Origin of the sequence: Gordonia polyisoprenivorans, assembly GCF_017654315.1 — a bacterium.
Taxonomy (GTDB): Bacteria; Actinomycetota; Actinomycetes; order Mycobacteriales; family Mycobacteriaceae; genus Gordonia; species Gordonia polyisoprenivorans_A.
The window spans coordinates 1087089-1102271 of sequence record NZ_CP072203.1 but is presented as its reverse complement, the minus strand read 5'-3'; the positions used below and the strand labels follow the sequence as shown (position 1 = coordinate 1102271).

Annotated in this window: 14 protein-coding genes and 4 pseudogenes; 9 read left to right on the top strand and 9 right to left on the bottom strand. The window is 65.9% G+C overall.

The features are described 5' to 3' along the window. Nucleotides 1–81: 81 nt before the first annotated feature. The 5 genes from J6U32_RS05075 (at nt 82) to J6U32_RS05055 (ending at nt 5324) form a co-directional block, all read left to right on the top strand. The gene (locus J6U32_RS05075; protein ID WP_208793829.1) at nt 82–1332 is read left to right on the top strand and encodes an MFS transporter; all 1251 of its coding nucleotides are present in this window, start codon (nt 82–84) and stop codon (nt 1330–1332) included. A 56-nt stretch (nt 1333–1388) separates the two neighbouring features. Beyond that, nucleotides 1389–1748: an ArsR/SmtB family transcription factor gene (locus J6U32_RS05070; protein WP_208793828.1), complete on the top strand. Its 360-nt coding sequence runs from the start codon at nt 1389–1391 to the stop codon at nt 1746–1748. 75 nt (nt 1749–1823) lie between these two features. Further along, nucleotides 1824–3263, top strand: coding sequence for an ABC1 kinase family protein (locus J6U32_RS05065; protein WP_244332608.1), 1440 nt, complete (start codon nt 1824–1826; stop codon nt 3261–3263). Between the two features lie 108 nt (nt 3264–3371). Further along, nucleotides 3372–4949 (top strand): DUF3068 domain-containing protein, encoded by a 1578-nt coding sequence (locus J6U32_RS05060; protein WP_244332606.1) that lies wholly within the window; start codon nt 3372–3374, stop codon nt 4947–4949. A 195-nt stretch (nt 4950–5144) separates the two neighbouring features. Next, complete coding sequence (locus J6U32_RS05055) at nt 5145–5324, top strand: hypothetical protein (protein ID WP_208793826.1); 180 nt, start codon at nt 5145–5147, stop codon at nt 5322–5324. Between the two features lie 100 nt (nt 5325–5424). Here J6U32_RS05055 and J6U32_RS05050 read toward each other — a convergent pair whose 3' ends face one another. After that, on the bottom strand, nt 5425–6384 hold the full coding sequence (locus tag J6U32_RS05050; protein WP_208793825.1) for an alpha/beta hydrolase: 960 nt from the start codon (nt 6382–6384) through the stop codon (nt 5425–5427). 367 nt (nt 6385–6751) lie between these two features. Between J6U32_RS05050 and J6U32_RS05045 the strand changes: the two genes are divergently transcribed. From J6U32_RS05045 to J6U32_RS05030, 4 genes are all read left to right on the top strand, one after another. Beyond that, nucleotides 6752–8413: an FAD-binding dehydrogenase gene (locus J6U32_RS05045; RefSeq protein ID WP_208793824.1), complete on the top strand. Its 1662-nt coding sequence runs from the start codon at nt 6752–6754 to the stop codon at nt 8411–8413. Further along, the gene (locus J6U32_RS05040) at nt 8410–8910 is read left to right on the top strand and encodes a hypothetical protein (protein WP_208793823.1); all 501 of its coding nucleotides are present in this window, start codon (nt 8410–8412) and stop codon (nt 8908–8910) included. Before J6U32_RS05045 ends, J6U32_RS05040 begins: the two co-directional genes overlap by 4 nt. 93 nt (nt 8911–9003) lie before the next feature. Beyond that, entirely contained in the window at nt 9004–10056 is a 1053-nt protein-coding gene (locus J6U32_RS05035; protein ID WP_208793822.1) for a Dyp-type peroxidase, read from the top strand. Nucleotides 10057–10104: 48 nt separating this feature from the next. Beyond that, the gene (locus J6U32_RS05030) at nt 10105–10905 is read left to right on the top strand and encodes a family 1 encapsulin nanocompartment shell protein (RefSeq protein WP_208793821.1); all 801 of its coding nucleotides are present in this window, start codon (nt 10105–10107) and stop codon (nt 10903–10905) included. Between the two features lie 96 nt (nt 10906–11001). Here J6U32_RS05030 and J6U32_RS05025 read toward each other — a convergent pair whose 3' ends face one another. The 8 genes and pseudogenes from J6U32_RS05025 to mftA all read right to left on the bottom strand — a co-directional run bounded on the left by J6U32_RS05025 (nt 11002) and on the right by mftA (nt 15084). Then, complete coding sequence (locus J6U32_RS05025; protein WP_208793820.1) at nt 11002–11163, bottom strand: hypothetical protein; 162 nt, start codon at nt 11161–11163, stop codon at nt 11002–11004. A 280-nt stretch (nt 11164–11443) separates the two neighbouring features. Then, entirely contained in the window at nt 11444–11626 is a 183-nt protein-coding gene (locus J6U32_RS27800; RefSeq protein WP_425324108.1) for an IS3 family transposase, read from the bottom strand. Between the two features lie 197 nt (nt 11627–11823). After that, nucleotides 11824–11904: pseudogene (locus tag J6U32_RS27795) on the bottom strand (IS3 family transposase); the annotation flags it as partial. A 154-nt stretch (nt 11905–12058) separates the two neighbouring features. Beyond that, nucleotides 12059–12385 carry a transposase gene (locus J6U32_RS05015; protein WP_208793818.1) on the bottom strand — a complete coding sequence of 109 codons (327 nt, stop codon included), beginning with the start codon at nt 12383–12385 and terminating at the stop codon, nt 12059–12061. Nucleotides 12386–12453: 68 nt separating this feature from the next. Beyond that, nucleotides 12454–13400 (bottom strand): annotated as a pseudogene (locus J6U32_RS05010) (alpha-hydroxy-acid oxidizing protein); the annotation flags it as partial. 2 nt (nt 13401–13402) lie between these two features. Further along, nucleotides 13403–14583: pseudogene (gene mftC / locus J6U32_RS05005) on the bottom strand (mycofactocin radical SAM maturase). A 98-nt stretch (nt 14584–14681) separates the two neighbouring features. Further along, a pseudogene (mftB, locus tag J6U32_RS05000) lies at nt 14682–14968 on the bottom strand (mycofactocin biosynthesis chaperone MftB). Next, nucleotides 14965–15084: a mycofactocin precursor MftA gene (mftA, locus tag J6U32_RS04995; RefSeq protein WP_208793817.1), complete on the bottom strand. Its 120-nt coding sequence runs from the start codon at nt 15082–15084 to the stop codon at nt 14965–14967. Before mftA ends, mftB begins: the two are co-directional and overlap by 4 nt. Nucleotides 15085–15183: the final 99 nt, after the last annotated feature.

Genomic DNA, 15183 nt, shown 5'->3' with positions numbered 1-15183 from the left:
CCCGGCGGACTCTACGCCACCGCGTCCGCCCGACATACCCATTAGGTGCGCAGATGCGCACATGTTGGTACGGTTCGTCCTGTGCGAACCCTGCTCACCAACCCGACGTTCGGCCGGCTCTATCTGGCGCAGATCGTGTCGCTGGCCGGGACCGGGCTGATGACGGTCGCGCTCGGACTACTCGCCTACCGCCTGGCCGGCGACGACGCGGCACAGGTCCTCGGTGCGGCGCTGGCGGTCAAGATGGTGGCGTACGTGGTGATGGCGCCGGTCATGCGCGCCCTGCTCGCACGGTTCTCCCCGGCCCGGGTGCTCATCGGCGCGGATCTGACCCGCACGGCCATGGCGGCGTGCCTGCCGTGGGTGGAGCACACTTGGCAGATCTACCTGCTCATCTTCGCCCTGCAGACGGCGTCGGCGACGTTCACGCCGACGTTCTCCGCGACGCTGGCCCACGTCGTCGCCGACGAGGACGACTACATCGCCGCGGTCTCGGCGTCGCGAGCCGCCTACGATCTCGAGGCGCTGCTCAGCCCGCTGCTCGCGGCCGCATTGTTGACCGTGTGGTCCTACTCGACACTCTTCGCCTGCACCGCAGTCGGTTTCGTGTGCTCGGCGCTGCTCGTGCGCTCCTCGGGGCTACACCGCACCCACCTCACCTCTCCGACGATGGCCACCTTTGTGGACAGGCTCGGCTCGGGTGCGCGAATCATGTTCGGCCACCGAGTGTTCCGTCGTATCCTGTGGGCCAACCTCGCCGTCGCGGCGGCCACCGCGGTGGTATTCGTCGGCACCGTCGTCTACGTCCGCGCCGATCTGCACGGCAGCGACTCGACCGTCGCCGTCGCGCTGGCGGCTTTCGGCGGCGGATCACTGGTGGCGACGCTGCTCGTACCCGTGCTGTCCCGTCGTGCGGGGGTCTCGGCGGTGCTGTTCGTCGGCGCGGGCGGGTGCGTCGTCGGGTTGGCCGGTGCCGCCTGGTGGTTGGCCGCGCGGCCCAGTACCGCGGCCCTGCTGCTGACCTGGGTGGTGCTCGGCGCGGCCACCTCACTGGTCAACACCACCGTGCCCCGGCTGATCCGCGACCGCACCCCGACCGCGGTGCGCGACGACGTCTTCGCCGCGCAGTTCTCGCTGTCGCACGCCGGATTCCTGCTCGCCTACTCGATCGCCGGGTGGGGCCCGGCACTCGTCGGTTCGGCAGGAACGGTCGGCGCGTTGGCCGCGCTGGCCGCGGTGGCCACCGGATTCGCGGCGTGGACCGGGCGCGTTGACACCGCCGACGAGTCCGCGTCGTCGCCCGCGCGGCTCGCGATCTCTCCCCTACGATGACCTCACGGCGCGCCCGAGCCGCCGCACCGCAAGCGAGGTCAGGTGGACGAGGTCAGATGAAGGTCGAGGACGACTCACCGGCGCCGAGTCTGCACCATCGCGTACACGCCGACCCCGAGCTGTTCGGCACCGCGGCATCGACCTTCGCGATGCTCGCCGACCCGACGCGCCTGCACCTGCTGTGGCTGCTCAGCGAGGGCGAATCCGACGTCTCCGCGCTCACCACCGCGGTCGGCGCGTCACGCACCGCGGTCAGCCAGCACCTGGCCAAACTGCGTTTCACCGGACTCGTCGACACCCGCAGGGACGGCCGGCGGATGATCTATCGCATCCGCGACGGCCACGTGAGCCGTCTCGTCGCCGAGGCCATCAATCATGCCGACCATCGCGTCACCGGGGAACCCGCCCACGAGTAGCTCCCGTTCGCCCTGGGAGCCCCGATGTCCCTGGGAGCAGGGTGGACGAGGTGGCGCTCGGTACACTGGCCGGCGGTGACGATCATGAACAAACCCCTTGTCAACACCCCCCGCACGGAACCCTCCGGTCTTCTCGATCCGCATGAGCAGGGATCGGTGCGCACGCAGTTGCGACCGGTCTCGCCGCTGTCGGAGGCCTACCGATTCGGTTCGACGGCCGTGCACGCCACGGCCGGCGTGGCCCGGTTCGCGCTCGGCACCGCCACCGACGCGCTGCGGCTACGCCCGCCGACCGCACAGCGCACGGCCCGACGCGCGGCACATGAGGTCCGCACCACCTTCGAGCACCTCGGACCCACCTATGTGAAGCTCGGTCAGCTGGTCGCATCGAGCCCGGGAGTGTTCACCGAGACACTGGCGTCGGAGTTCGAGTCGCTACTCGACCGGGTCTCCCCGGCCGACGATGCCGACATCCGTGCTCTGTTCATCGAGGAGTTCGGCCGGCCGCCGGAGGACGTGTTCGCGACCTTCGACACCGAGCCGATCGCGTCGGCGTCGATCGCCCAGGTCCACACGGCCACACTCGCCGACGGCACCGAGGTCGTCGTGAAGATCCAACGGCCGGGCATCGGTGAACGGCTGGCACCCGACGTCGCCATCCTCGATCGCCTCGCCGCGCTGGCCGAACTGTCGGAGTACGGCCGCATGCTCAGCGCCCGGCACGTCGTCGAGGACTTCGCGACCGGCCTCGACGCGGAGCTGGATTTCCGCAATGAGGCGTCGACGATGCGCGAGTGGTACGAATGCCTGCGCCCGGGCCCGTTCGGCGACCGGGTACGTGTGCCCGCGGTCTACGACGAGTTCACCACCGCCCGCGTGCTGACGATGGAACGCATCTACGCCACCCGCATCGACGATGCCGCGGCAGTCCGCGCCGCCGGGCACGACGGTGTTGCACTGTGCCGCAATCTCCTTCTGTCCCTTCTGGAGTCGGCGTTCCACGGTGGCCTGTTCCACGGCGACCTGCATGCGGGCAACGTGCTCGTCGACGACGCGGGCCAGCTCGTGCTGCTCGACTTCGGCATCGTCGGACGATTCACCCCACGCACGCGACGCATCCTGCGTCAGCTCGTCGTGGATCTGATCGTGCGCAACGACTACGAATCGGCGGGGCGCGCGATCTTCCTGCTCGGCGCGGTGCGCAATCCCGGCTCGACCACCGCGGGCGGCGCCGACATCGAGAAGGTTGCCAAGCCGTTGTCGAACACCGACCTCGGCTCGATGAGCTACACCGATCTGGGACGTCAGCTCGCTGCCGTCGCGCGCGCCCACGACGCCCGGCTGCCGCGCGAGCTGGTGCTGGTGGGCAAGCAACTCCTCTACGTCGAGAAGTACATGAAGTTGCTGGCCCCGCGGTGGAAGGCGATGAGCGACCGCGAGATCTACGGGTACATGGCCGGGATCATGAAAGAGGCCGAGCGTGATCGTCGATCGACGGGATCCGCAGGCCGCTGAGCCGATGGCGAGGCGTTGGGCCGCGCCGCGGGCACCCGCCATTAGGGTGGAACGCAGTCGCGAGCGCCCGACGATGGCTCGACGTCGCCAACCCTAGGGAGACGATTGATGAAACGAGTGTTGCCGGCGCTGCTGGCGTTCTTCGGCGTGGCCTGCATCACCGCCGCGATCGCCATTCCGCTGGCCCTGGTCCCGCAACTCCGGGTGGTTCCACTCGATCTCGACATCACGTCCAATGCGACCACCGTGCCGGCCGACGGTTCTCCCGGTGAACGCTTCCCGGCGGTGATCTTCGATCGCTGCTCGATCGGTCAGGCCAAGGCCGAAACCCTGCAGGCGCACCTGACCCAGCAGCGCCGGTCGGTGATCGTCGACCCGTCGGATCGTCGGCAGGCCACCGTCCAGTCCGCACAGACCGTGCAGGTCGACCGCACGCGCACCGCGGGCGGTGACGAGGCGCAGCCACCGGCACCCAACGCCAACGGCGATCTGGAGTGCAATGACGGCCTGCTGACCGCGAGCATCGACCGGGTTTCGGTGAGCCGCAAGACGTCGGTGCCGAACGGCACGGTCAGCTCCCTGCAGGTCGAGGCCGCCCCCAAGGGCGTCGACGCCAAGGACGTGTCGGTCCAGCTCACCAACCGCAAGGGCTTCCAGTACAAGTTCCCGTTCGACACCAAGAAGCGCTCGTACCTGGTCTACGACCTCAACACCCGCCAGGACACCGACGCCAAGTTCGTCGGCGAACAGACCATCGACGGCGTCAAGACCTACCACTTCCGGACCCAGGTCCCCGAGACCGATCTGTCGACACTGCCCAACCCGCAGAACGAGGCCGCGCTCGGCACCATGCTGACGATGCCGGCCAAGTGGTGGGGCATCTCCGGTGCCGGCGTGCGACCCAACGACCAGGTCAACATGCACCGCTACGCGACGGCGACCCGTGACCTGTGGGTCGAACCGGAGACCGGCACCATCGTCGACGGCCGCGAGGATCAGCATCAGTACTTCCGGTCGCCGTACAAGGACGACGACTCCACCCCCGCCGCGGTGCGCAACTATCAACTCGACGCACTGAAGGGCACTTTCGCCTGGACCGATGGCACCGTCTCCGAGCAGGCGTCGAAAGCCAAGCACTACATGGGATTGCTCAAACTCGGCAATCTCTGGTTGCCGTTGATTCTCGGCATCGTCGGTGTGCTCCTGCTGCTCGCGTGGCTGCTGTTGCTGCTGCGCGCCCGCCGCAACCGCCCGACCGATCCCGACGACGACCTGGACCGCGGAGATCTCGCGGCCGGCGAAGGTGGCGCCGAGGTGCCCGACGGTGACGAGGCCGGTTGGGACGAGCCCGGTTCGGAGGAGCCGACCGTCGTCGAGCCGCGCGGTGCCGCTGCGGCGGCGGCACCGACGGCGGTCATCGCCTCCCAGCGCTCCCGCCACAGTGCACCGCAGTCCCCCAATCCCGAGGACGACGACAGCGCCTATCTGTGGGATCGGCCCACCCAACGCATCCCCCGCGTCGAGGGACCGGCACCGAAGATCGACGGCGATCGGGACTTCCGGTCGATCGACGATTCACCGTCGGCGTCAACGGGTTCCGATGAGATCGCCCATGACGGCGGCGCCCACGAGAAGAGTGACCCCGACGACGAGACATCAGCCTTCCGGCGGCCGCCGGCGGAGTAGCCGATCGCGGGCGGCCGGTCGTCGCGGGCGGTGATGATCGCCCGCGGTGGATCGGGGGCCTGCAGATCGAGGCCCAGCGCACGGGCCCGTGGGGATTGTCGGGTCCCCCACGCCCGTGGCTCCCACCTCGCAATTGTGTAAGTCGGCTTATACCGTGGCTGACTGAGCGTCCGGCGAGGTGAACGAGGTGAGCATATGTGGCGTTTCGGTGCTCTTGGCTGCGCGCTGGGCGGCGCGGTCGCCGGTGTGCTGATCTCGACGTCCGTCGCGGCGCGGCAGGCGGCACAGGTGCTCTTCCCGACGCGGGCCGCGCGCCCCAGCGCCGTCCCGGAGCAGCCGAGTGGCCGAGCGGATGCCGTCCGCCGACCCTTGTGAGGTCTCGTTACACAACGAATGAGGGCCGGTGATCAATGATCACCGGCCCTCATTCGTGTTCGTTCAGGCGCTCGCGGGCGTCCGGACTCCGATCAGTCGATCAGAAGAACGCCGGGGCGAAGGTCGTACGCCAGGACTGCTTGAAATCGTCCTGCCAGTAGGTCCACCAGTGGTCACCATCGGGGGTGATCCGGGTCGTCAGGTGCAACGGCAGGGTGCGCAGGCGGGCGATGTAGATCTGGCTGCTGGTCGACGCGGCGACCTCGAGCGGGACCATCTGGGCAAAGTGCACCGGATTGAAGTTCGCGCTGCCCGGGGTGATCGACGAGTCGTACTTGCTGCCCATGCCGGTGCCGGCCGAGACGTAGACGTAGTGACCCGAGAGGTTGCCCGCCGAGAGGAACGGGTCGTTCTGGAACCACTCACCGGCCGGGTAGAAGCCCCACATGTTGTTGGGGTCGCCGCCCATGGTCGAGACCGAGGCCTGGATGCCCTGGGTGAACCCGGGCATGGTCACCGTCGGGTAGCCGCTGTAGGACGCGACGGCCTTGTAGAAGCCCGGGTGACGCGAGGCCAGGTTCAGCGCCGAGGTGCCCGACATCGACAGTCCGGCGATGCCGTTGCGCTTGTTGTCACTGCCGTGCTTGGCAGCCATGTAGGCGGGCAGTTCGCGGGTCAGGAAGGTCTCCCACTTGTTGATGCCCAGCTTGGGGTCGGGGCGCTCCCAGTCGGTGTAGAAGCTGCCGCCACCACCGAACGGGATCACGACGTTGGTGCCCTTGCCGGCCATCCAGTTCGCGACGTTGGTGTTGATCAGCCAACCACTGCTGTTGTTCGGGGCACGCAGGCCGTCGAGGAGGTACAGCGTGGGCTTGTTGGCACCCGCCCCTCCGTCGACGATGCACACCGGAACGGAGCGGTGCATGGCGGCGGAGTAGACGTTCTCCACTCCGCAGCCGTTGGCAGCATGGGCGGCTGGCGCGGCAACCGTGGTGACGCCGGCAACGGCGGCCAAGGCCACCATTCCCGCCACCAGGCGCTTACGGGCGCGAGTCAGCATCAGTTGTCAATCCTTACGATCGTGACCCGAGCGGGCTCGTTCACATGGGTGGTGCGGGGTGGTGGCGGCTCTCCGCCCGGGGCGATCCCCGTCGCGGCCGATAGTAACGGCCCCATAACACCGCGGCAAAGGCGTTCGCGGGGCCACCACCCACTGCGACAGATCCTGCCAGGCTCGGGTGACTGCCGTCACCTGCGCCAATCACGGTTGGACGTCGACTTGATCACATCGGAAAAAGAATTCTGAGATGCGGTCCGAAATGTCCTGAGAGTCCTTAAAGAGTTGCGCGTGAATGTGCGCCACGCCGCAGCGGTGCCGATCAGGTGTCGGGCGCACTACTGTCGGTGTCGACTCTCTAGGAGGTCCAGTGACTCAGCAGCAGCAGGCCGATGCGATTGTCGTCGGGGCCGGTTTGGCCGGACTTGTCGCCACCTACGAGCTCACCCGCGCCGGGCGCAAGGTGATCGTCGTCGATCAGGAGAATCGCAACAATCTCGGCGGACAGGCGTTCTGGTCGTTGGGTGGGCTGTTCCTCGTCGACACCCCCGAGCAACGACGTCTCGGCATCCACGACTCCGCTGAACTGGCGCTGCAGGACTGGATGGGCTCGGCCGGCTTCGACCGCGACGACGAGGACTACTGGCCGCGGCAGTGGGCGCGGGCCTACGTCGACTTCGCGGCGACCGAGAAGCGGCAATACCTGCACGACCTGGGCCTGCGGGCACCACTGGTGGGCTGGGCCGAGCGCGGCGGCGGATTCGCCGACGGCCACGGCAACTCGGTTCCGCGATTCCACCTGACCTGGGGTACCGGCCCCGAGGTGGTGCGGATCTTCTCCGAGCCGGTGCTCGACGCCGAGCGGCGCGGCCTGGTCGAGTTCCGTTTCCGCCATCGCGTAGACGACATCGTCGTCGAGGACGGCGCGGCGGTCGGGGTGCGCGGCGCCGTGCTCGAGCCCACCGACCTCGAGCGCGGGAAGGCGTCGAGCCGCGAAGTGGTCGGCGACTTCGAGATCCGCGCCGGCGCCGTCGTCCTCACCACCGGCGGGATCGGCCACAACCACGATCTGATCCGCGAGAACTGGCCGGTCGAGCGCCTGGGTCCGGCGCCGAAGACGATGATCGCCGGCGTACCCGCCCACGTGGACGGCCGGATGCTCGGCATCGCCGAGGGCGCGGGCGCGAGTCTGGTGAATCGCGATCGGATGTGGCATTACACCGAGGGCATTATCAACTGGGACCCGATCTGGCCCAACCACGCCATCCGGATCATCCCCGGGCCCTCGTCGATCTGGCTCGACGCCAACGGCGACCGGCTGGCCCCGCCGAACTTCCCCGGCTTCGACACCAACTCGACGATGAAGGCAATCCTCGCGACCGGTCACGACTACTCGTGGTTCATCCTCACGCAATCGATCATCGAGAAGGAGTTCATGCTCTCGGGTTCCGAGCAGAACCCGGATCTGACGCGCAAGGATCTCAAGTTTGCCGCCAAGAGTCGCCTGGCCAAGGGTGCGCCCGGACCGGTGGCCGCGTTCGTCGAACACGGTGAGGACTTCGTCGTCGCCGACAACCTCGCCGAACTCGTGAACGGGATGAACACGATCACCCGCGGACCCCACCTGGATCTGCAGAAGGTCGAACGCATCATCTCCGCGCGCGACGCCGACGTCGACAACAAGTTCTCCAAGGACGCGCAGCTGATGGCCATCACCAATGCGCGGCAGTATCTCGGCGACAAGGTGGCCCGAGTGGCCAAGCCGCACAGGATCCTCGACCCCGAGCACGGCCCACTGATCGCGGTGCGGCTGAACATCTTGACCCGCAAGACCCTCGGTGGACTAGAGACCAACCTCGATTCGGCGGTCATGCGTCCCGACGGGTCGGTCTTCGACGGCCTCTACGCCGCCGGAGAGGTCGCCGGTTTCGGTGGCGGCGGTGTCCACGGCTACAACGCTCTCGAGGGCACCTTCCTCGGTGGCTGCATCTTCTCCGGCCGGGTTGCGGGGCGGGCGATTGCGCGGAAATGAGCAGGCGCGGATCGCGGACGCGGACGCGCCTCATCGGTACGACCGGTGCGCTACTCGTCCTCATCGGCATCACTGCCTGTGACTTCGACGCGGGTGTGCCTCGACTGAAGTCGATCGACGCCGACGAGATGACGGCGGCGCTCGACGACGAAGAACTCCGACTCGTCGATGGCTGGGCTTTCGGCCAGGCATTCCAGCAGGACAACGCCTTCGTCGGCAAACCGAATGTCTATGCCCGCTACGACGGGGCACCCGACACCATCGAGACCACGAGAAATCATCCGCCGGGGCCCACCTACTCGGCGTTCTCACCGACCACCTGCGACAGCGTGGCCGCCGAGAGTGTCCGGCACAAGAACCTCGGGTTCTCTTGCGTCCCCGGCCTGCGCCTGTTCGAATCACATCGAGGCACCCCCGGCGACCTCCAGTCGGTGACTGCCCTGATCCTCGGCGACGGGGTCTCCGCCCATCTCTACGTCAACATCGAGGGAACTTGATCCACATATCCTGAAAAGGCTTGCCTGATCTCATCTTTCGCAGGGTTGCCTCAGTACCCACGACCATCCGGGCAGTCGGATAGGGTAGACGACGTGCCGGTACCGCAGACGATCCTGACACGCAAGACCAAACACGCCCTGTTCCTGGTCATGACGATCAACGAGGGCGGAGAGTCCGGCGTCCGCGATTTCCTCGCCGAGCTGGGCTCCCGTATCAACTCGGTCTCTTCTCGGGCGCCCGACCAGGCGCTCGCCGGAATAATCTCGATCGGCTCGGCCGCCTGGGATCGCCTCTTCGACGGCCCGCGCCCGCGATCACTGCGGCCGTTCGTCGTCTACGAAGGGCCGGCGCATACCGCACCGGCCACCCCGGCCGATCTACTCCTGCACATCAAGGCCGATCAGGCCGACCTCTGTTACGAACTCGGCAGACTGGCCATGAATGATCTCGGCGACGCGGTCACCGTCGTCGACGAGGTCCACGGCTTCCGCTACTTCGACCTGCGTGACCTGACCGGCTTCGTCGATGGCAGCGAGAACCCGGTGGGGCAGGCGGCGATCGACGCGATCACCGTCGGCGACGAGGACCCGGCATTCGCCGGTGGCAGTTACGTCGCCATTCAGCGCTACCTCACCGACTTCGCCGCCTGGAACGCGATCGGCGTCACCGAACAGGAAAACGCGATCGGCAGAACCAAATTGGACAACGTCGAGATGTCCGACGACGTCAAACCCGCCAACTCGCACATCGCGCTCAACGTCGTCGAGAACGCCGACGGCGAGGAGATCGACGTCGTCCGTGACAACATGCCCTACGGAAACGTCTCCGGCACCGGCGAACTCGGCACTGGGGAGGCCGGCACCTTCTACATCGCGTACTCCTCGGGCCCCGATGTCACCGAGGAGATGCTGCGCAAGATGTTCATCGGCGACCCGCCGGGCAACTACGACCGGCTCCTGGACTTCACCACTGCGGTAACCGGCGCCCAATTCTTCACCCCGACAGTCGACTTCCTCGACGCCTTGCCCCCGGCTCCGGCCGTCGGCACCGACTCCGACGACGCCCCGACCGCAACCGCCGAACCGACACCCACCCCGCCGTCGCGTCCGAGCGACGGGTCGTTGGGCATCGGTTCACTGCACTGACGCGCACTGCCACCCGATCGATCCGACCCACCACCAAGGAGACGCCTCATGAACAACCTGCATCGCGAACTCGCGCCCATCTCCACCTCGGCGTGGGAGGCGATCGAAGAAGAGGCGACCCGCTCGTTCAAGCGCAACAGCGCCGGACGTCGGATCGTCGACGTCAAGGGCCCCCTCGGACTCGAGGCGTCGTCGGTCACCCGCGGGCATCGATCCAAGATCGATTCCCCCGCCGACGGCATTCTCGCCTTTCAGCGCCATGTGCAGCCGCTCGTCGAACTGAAGGTTCCGTTCACCGTCACCCGCGAGGCCATCGACGACGTCGACCGCGGCGCCGAGGACTCCGACTGGGATCCGGTCGTCGACGCCGCGCGCCAACTCGCGCTTGCCGAAGATCAAGCGATCTTCGAAGGCTATGCGGCCGCGGGGATCTCCGGCATTCGCGCCGAGACCAGCGCAGCACCCATCGCGTTGCCGGAGGATGTCCGCGACTACCCGGAGGCCTTCAGCCAGGCCCTCTCGACCCTCAAGCTCGCCTCCATCGACGGCCCGTATTCGATCGCCGTCTCCGCCGAGGTCTACAACCTGATCAATGAGACCTCCAACCACGGCTACCCGATCCGCCAGCACATCCAACGGTTGATCGACGGCGACATCGTGTGGGCGCCTGCAATCTCCGGCGCATTTGTATTGTCCACCCGTGGTGGCGATTTCGAGCTGACCATCGGTCAGGATGTCTCCATCGGCTACGACTCGCACGACGGCGACACGGTCAACCTCTACTTCCAGGAGTCCTTCACCTACCTCACCTACACCGGCGAGGCGGCGATTGCGTTGACGAAGGGCTGAGCCGAGGCCGTTGACGGCTGGAGTGATTGGGCATCGGGAGCCACCGTCGATCCACGCCGGGCGCCGCCAAGCACACCATGGGCGTCCGGGCTCTCCTCATGGGGGGTCCTGCACCGATGGGCCGTCACCCGCTGTGCAGGCGATGACGGCAGCAACGTGGGCGGGATCGTCGATCGGAACGAGGTGGCCACTGTCGTCGAAGCGGTGCTCGACGAGGTCGTCGGCAACACGCTCCAGCTGCCGCGCCGGTGCGCTCACAACCTGAGCTCTCCAGAAACGCCGGGATGGATCAGCCTGGGCACTTCCCAATGTCCCGTGACGAGTGGGCAGACCGCCTATTGCGAACGTCGACCAAGCAGGACCACAGGTAGTAATAGTCGTCATCTCTGACCCCCAGTACTTCTCGAGCGGTTGAGGCCGGCAGGCAAATGCAGCTGAGAGTGCTCTACGTGGTCCAATGTGACTGCGTCGCCAATGGACGTCGAGCACGTCATCGGACACCTTGATGCCTGGGGCTCCCGCGAAAAGATGGACACGGTCAGCTTGATTGCTGACTTGCGTGTGAGCTGATCTCGAAGTAGATGGGTGAGATCATCCCTAACGAACTGTGCCTCCTGTCATGATTGTAGAAGCGGATATAATTGTCAAGTCCTGCAGTAAGATTCGCGCGAGTGGTGAACGCGTGTCGCTTGTAATATTCGTGCTTGACCGTCGACCACAACGACTCAGCGCCGGCGTTATCCCAGTGATATCCGAGGTCCAGACAGCATCAAGACGGCCCCGATCAAAGACCCGCCCCACCCGGTCGGGTGGGAACGACGCCGTCGGATCGACCACGGTCGTCGTGACCGTGAACGTGCGGGGGCTGATGCCCTCGATACCCATCTCGGCCATGATCTTGGCGACGGTATTCTCCGAGACCGACACGCCCTCGTCGTGCAAGTCGGCGGTGATCCGCGGGGAGCCGTAGGTGCGTTGCGATCTCTTCCAGTGAGCCACAACCTTGACTTCGAGATCACGGCGACGCTGCTGTCGCGCGGTGAGTTCGCCACGCTGCTGACGACCCGCCCACGCATAGTATCCCGAGCGTGAAACCCCCAGCAGTTCAACAAGAGCAGTGATGTCATGGCCGGCGCACTCCGCGGCGATGAGTTCATAACAGCTCACCGGTGTTGCTGTGCCGCAAAGTACGCCGAGACTTTTTCAGGAACGCAATGTCGCGGTCCTTCTCGGCGGCCTCGGCACGTAACCGCACCAACTCCGCGCGCTCACCGGCACTGAGCTCACCGAGGGGCGGAGCTGCCCGCCCCTCGGTGATCACTCCGTCGCGAATGCGTTCGGCGCGAACCCATTTGCCCAGCAGATTCTCATGCACGTTCAACTCACGAGCGACCTCAGAGATCGGGCGGCCGCCATCAATCACCCGACGAGCAGCCTCCGCCTTGAACTCAGGCGTAAACGACCGACGCGTCCTCGACATAGTGACATCCTTCCAGCAGGGCCCATAGCCCCACTATCTCGGGTGTCCACTCAAACTGGGGAACCTCAGTCGAGTACGTTCTCCACGCCCGCCTGACCGTTCGCCGACAGGCCCCACAGATATGCCCGCCCGATCAGCACCGCTCGCGCACCCAACGCCAGCGCCTTCACCACGTCGCTGCCGCGCCGAATCCCGCCGTCGAGGGTGATCTCGACCTGATCACCCACCGCATCGTCGACGCGCATCACGCCCTTGAGCATGAACGGCCCATCCCACTGCTCACGCAGCCATGCCACGTCCTCCCACGTCGGCAACGGGGTGCCCATCCATTCGCCGTACGCCCCGAAGAATGCCGGGGCCGGACCGCCCGTGGGCGGCGTCAGGTTCGGGGTCGTCAGATCGGGAATCTTTCCGGTCTTGGCGAACTCCCACAACCACTTCGGGCGTACGACGCCTTCCGGCGCGAACTGGACCATCGCCCTGAGGTCCATCTTCTCCGGGATCGACGGGCCACCCCAATCTCGGCCGTTGGAGAACGACCAGTCCAGGGTCATGATCAGCCCGACCGCCCCGGCTGCGCGTGCGCGCTCCATCCGCTGCAACAAGATCTCACGCGATCCGACCCAGTACATCTGAAAGAAGGTCTGCGGATTCGCCGCCGCGACCTCCTCGACGGACTTGCTGGCGAACGAGGAGATCCCGATCGGAATACCCCGCGCTGCAGTAGCTCTCGCGACGGCGACCTCACCGTCCGGGTGCACCGCCTGCACGCCCGTCGGAGAGATCATCACCGGGAACGACAGCGTCTGCCCCATCACCGTCGTCGACAGATCACGCTTGTCCGACAGCCCGGCCACGTGCGGGGCGAAGTCGAGTTCACCGAACGCCGCCATGTTGTCGTCGATCGTCAGTCCGCGCTCCGAGCCTGCCACCAGAGCGGCGTACACGGACTCGGTAGACGCTTCTTCGCACGCCGTTGCGCTTCGGCAACGGTCTCGAACCACGCACTCTTGGCCGTTACTGTGCCTTCTGTTTCATGACTGTTTCTGCTTCCATTCCTGCGAGCGGATTCTCGTCACAGATCTTCGCCGGCGGACGCATCATCAACGTGAGCGGCACCGACTTTCGTGGGGTCTTGCGCTGACCGGTACGGGAATGGTCGACACTGGACTTGGGGATCTCCCCCGCCGCCACCAACGCCAATTCACCGTTCCCGATGACACATTCGGGATCCGGCCCGTCCATCGGCAGGCCCGTGAAGAATTTCGCGCCATACATCCGCCACGGCACGCGTCGAAGTGGGCGCACTTGGTGCGCGCGCCCGAAGTCTGCGGCGAGCGCAGATCCTGGAACAACTCCGATGTCTGCCACACCGACTGGAACCCGCCCATTCCGGGTGATGTCGCTGTCGCAGGACGCGCGTCGCGGACGATGTTGCCGGCGAGGAAGTTCTCGTGAATGGCGAACGGGCACGCGTACACGTCGCCGATCGGATCGATCAGACACACCACCCGCCCGGCACCACAGAGGTTGAGCCCGGGCAGAGCGTCACCGAACGCCGAGAGATGGAAGAACGAATCCCCGGTCAACACACCCTCACCGTTGGCGACGAGCCAGTTGAGTTGTACAGCTCGCGCTGCTGACGCTTTGAAGTCGTCGAGCTGACTCACGTTGTGTCGGGTGACGACGACCGAGATCCTCGCGTCCCGAAAGCCGGCCTCCTTCAAGTTCTCCAACGCCCGGCACGCCATGTCGAACGAACCGGGTCCGCGGACCGCATCGTTGACCTCGGCGGTTGCGCCGTCGATGGAGATCTGGATATCGACGTAATCCGACGCGGCCAACCGCGCGGCCACCTTCTTGTCAATCTTGACCCCGTTGGTGGAGAACTTCACACCTACCTGATGCGCGGTCGCATAATCGACGAGCTCCCAGAAGTCCGAGCGCACCGTCGGCTCCCCACCACCGATATTGACGTAGAACACCTGCATCTTCTGCAGCTCGTCGATGATCGACTTGCACTGCTCGGTGCTCAGTTCGCGCGCATCACGGCGACCCGACGAGCTCAGACAGTGCACACACGACAGATTGCAGGCGTAGGTCAGCTCCCACGTCAAGCAGATGGGCGCGTCGAGTCCGAGTTCGAACTGGTCGACCAATTTGCCTACCGGAGCGGGCCTTTCGAGAGTAGAAGTCATGGGAGATCCTCGTCTGAGATTTCAGGAGTGGTGTCCGGCGAGGCTGCGACGGACAGGGCGCGGTCGAACCCTCGTGGGGCTCGACGTGACCGGGAAAGTCAAAGCTCGGTGATCATCCGCGAATCGGCCAGCGTTGCAAACGCTTTGGTGTACGGGGCCATCCCCGATTCCGAAATACCTGCGGCCGCGATCGCGGCGCGCATGTTCGGATGATCAGGAAGGTGAGGTGATGATCGCCACAATCGTGCGGTTCTTCAGGAAACGAGAGCTTGCGAGTCCCGAAGTGGTACAGCAGCGCCCCGAACGACTCGGGACGCAGCGCCACATGCGGATGCAATGCCCACGGCAGATCCAGATCGAAGGAATCCTGCACTGCGGTAGTCATGATCGGTACACGCCGCACATGCCGTCGATGGATACTTCCTCCACCAACGACTCTTCGACCAGATCGGACTCGACGACAGCGGTACCGACCACGGCATTCTCGTTGCTCTTCGACATCTGAAACCTCCAGTGGTAGTGGGTAGGCCACACTCGGAACGAACAGCGGCTTGAATCACTACAGCAATGACACCCGGTGCATAAAGACAGAGTTCGGAG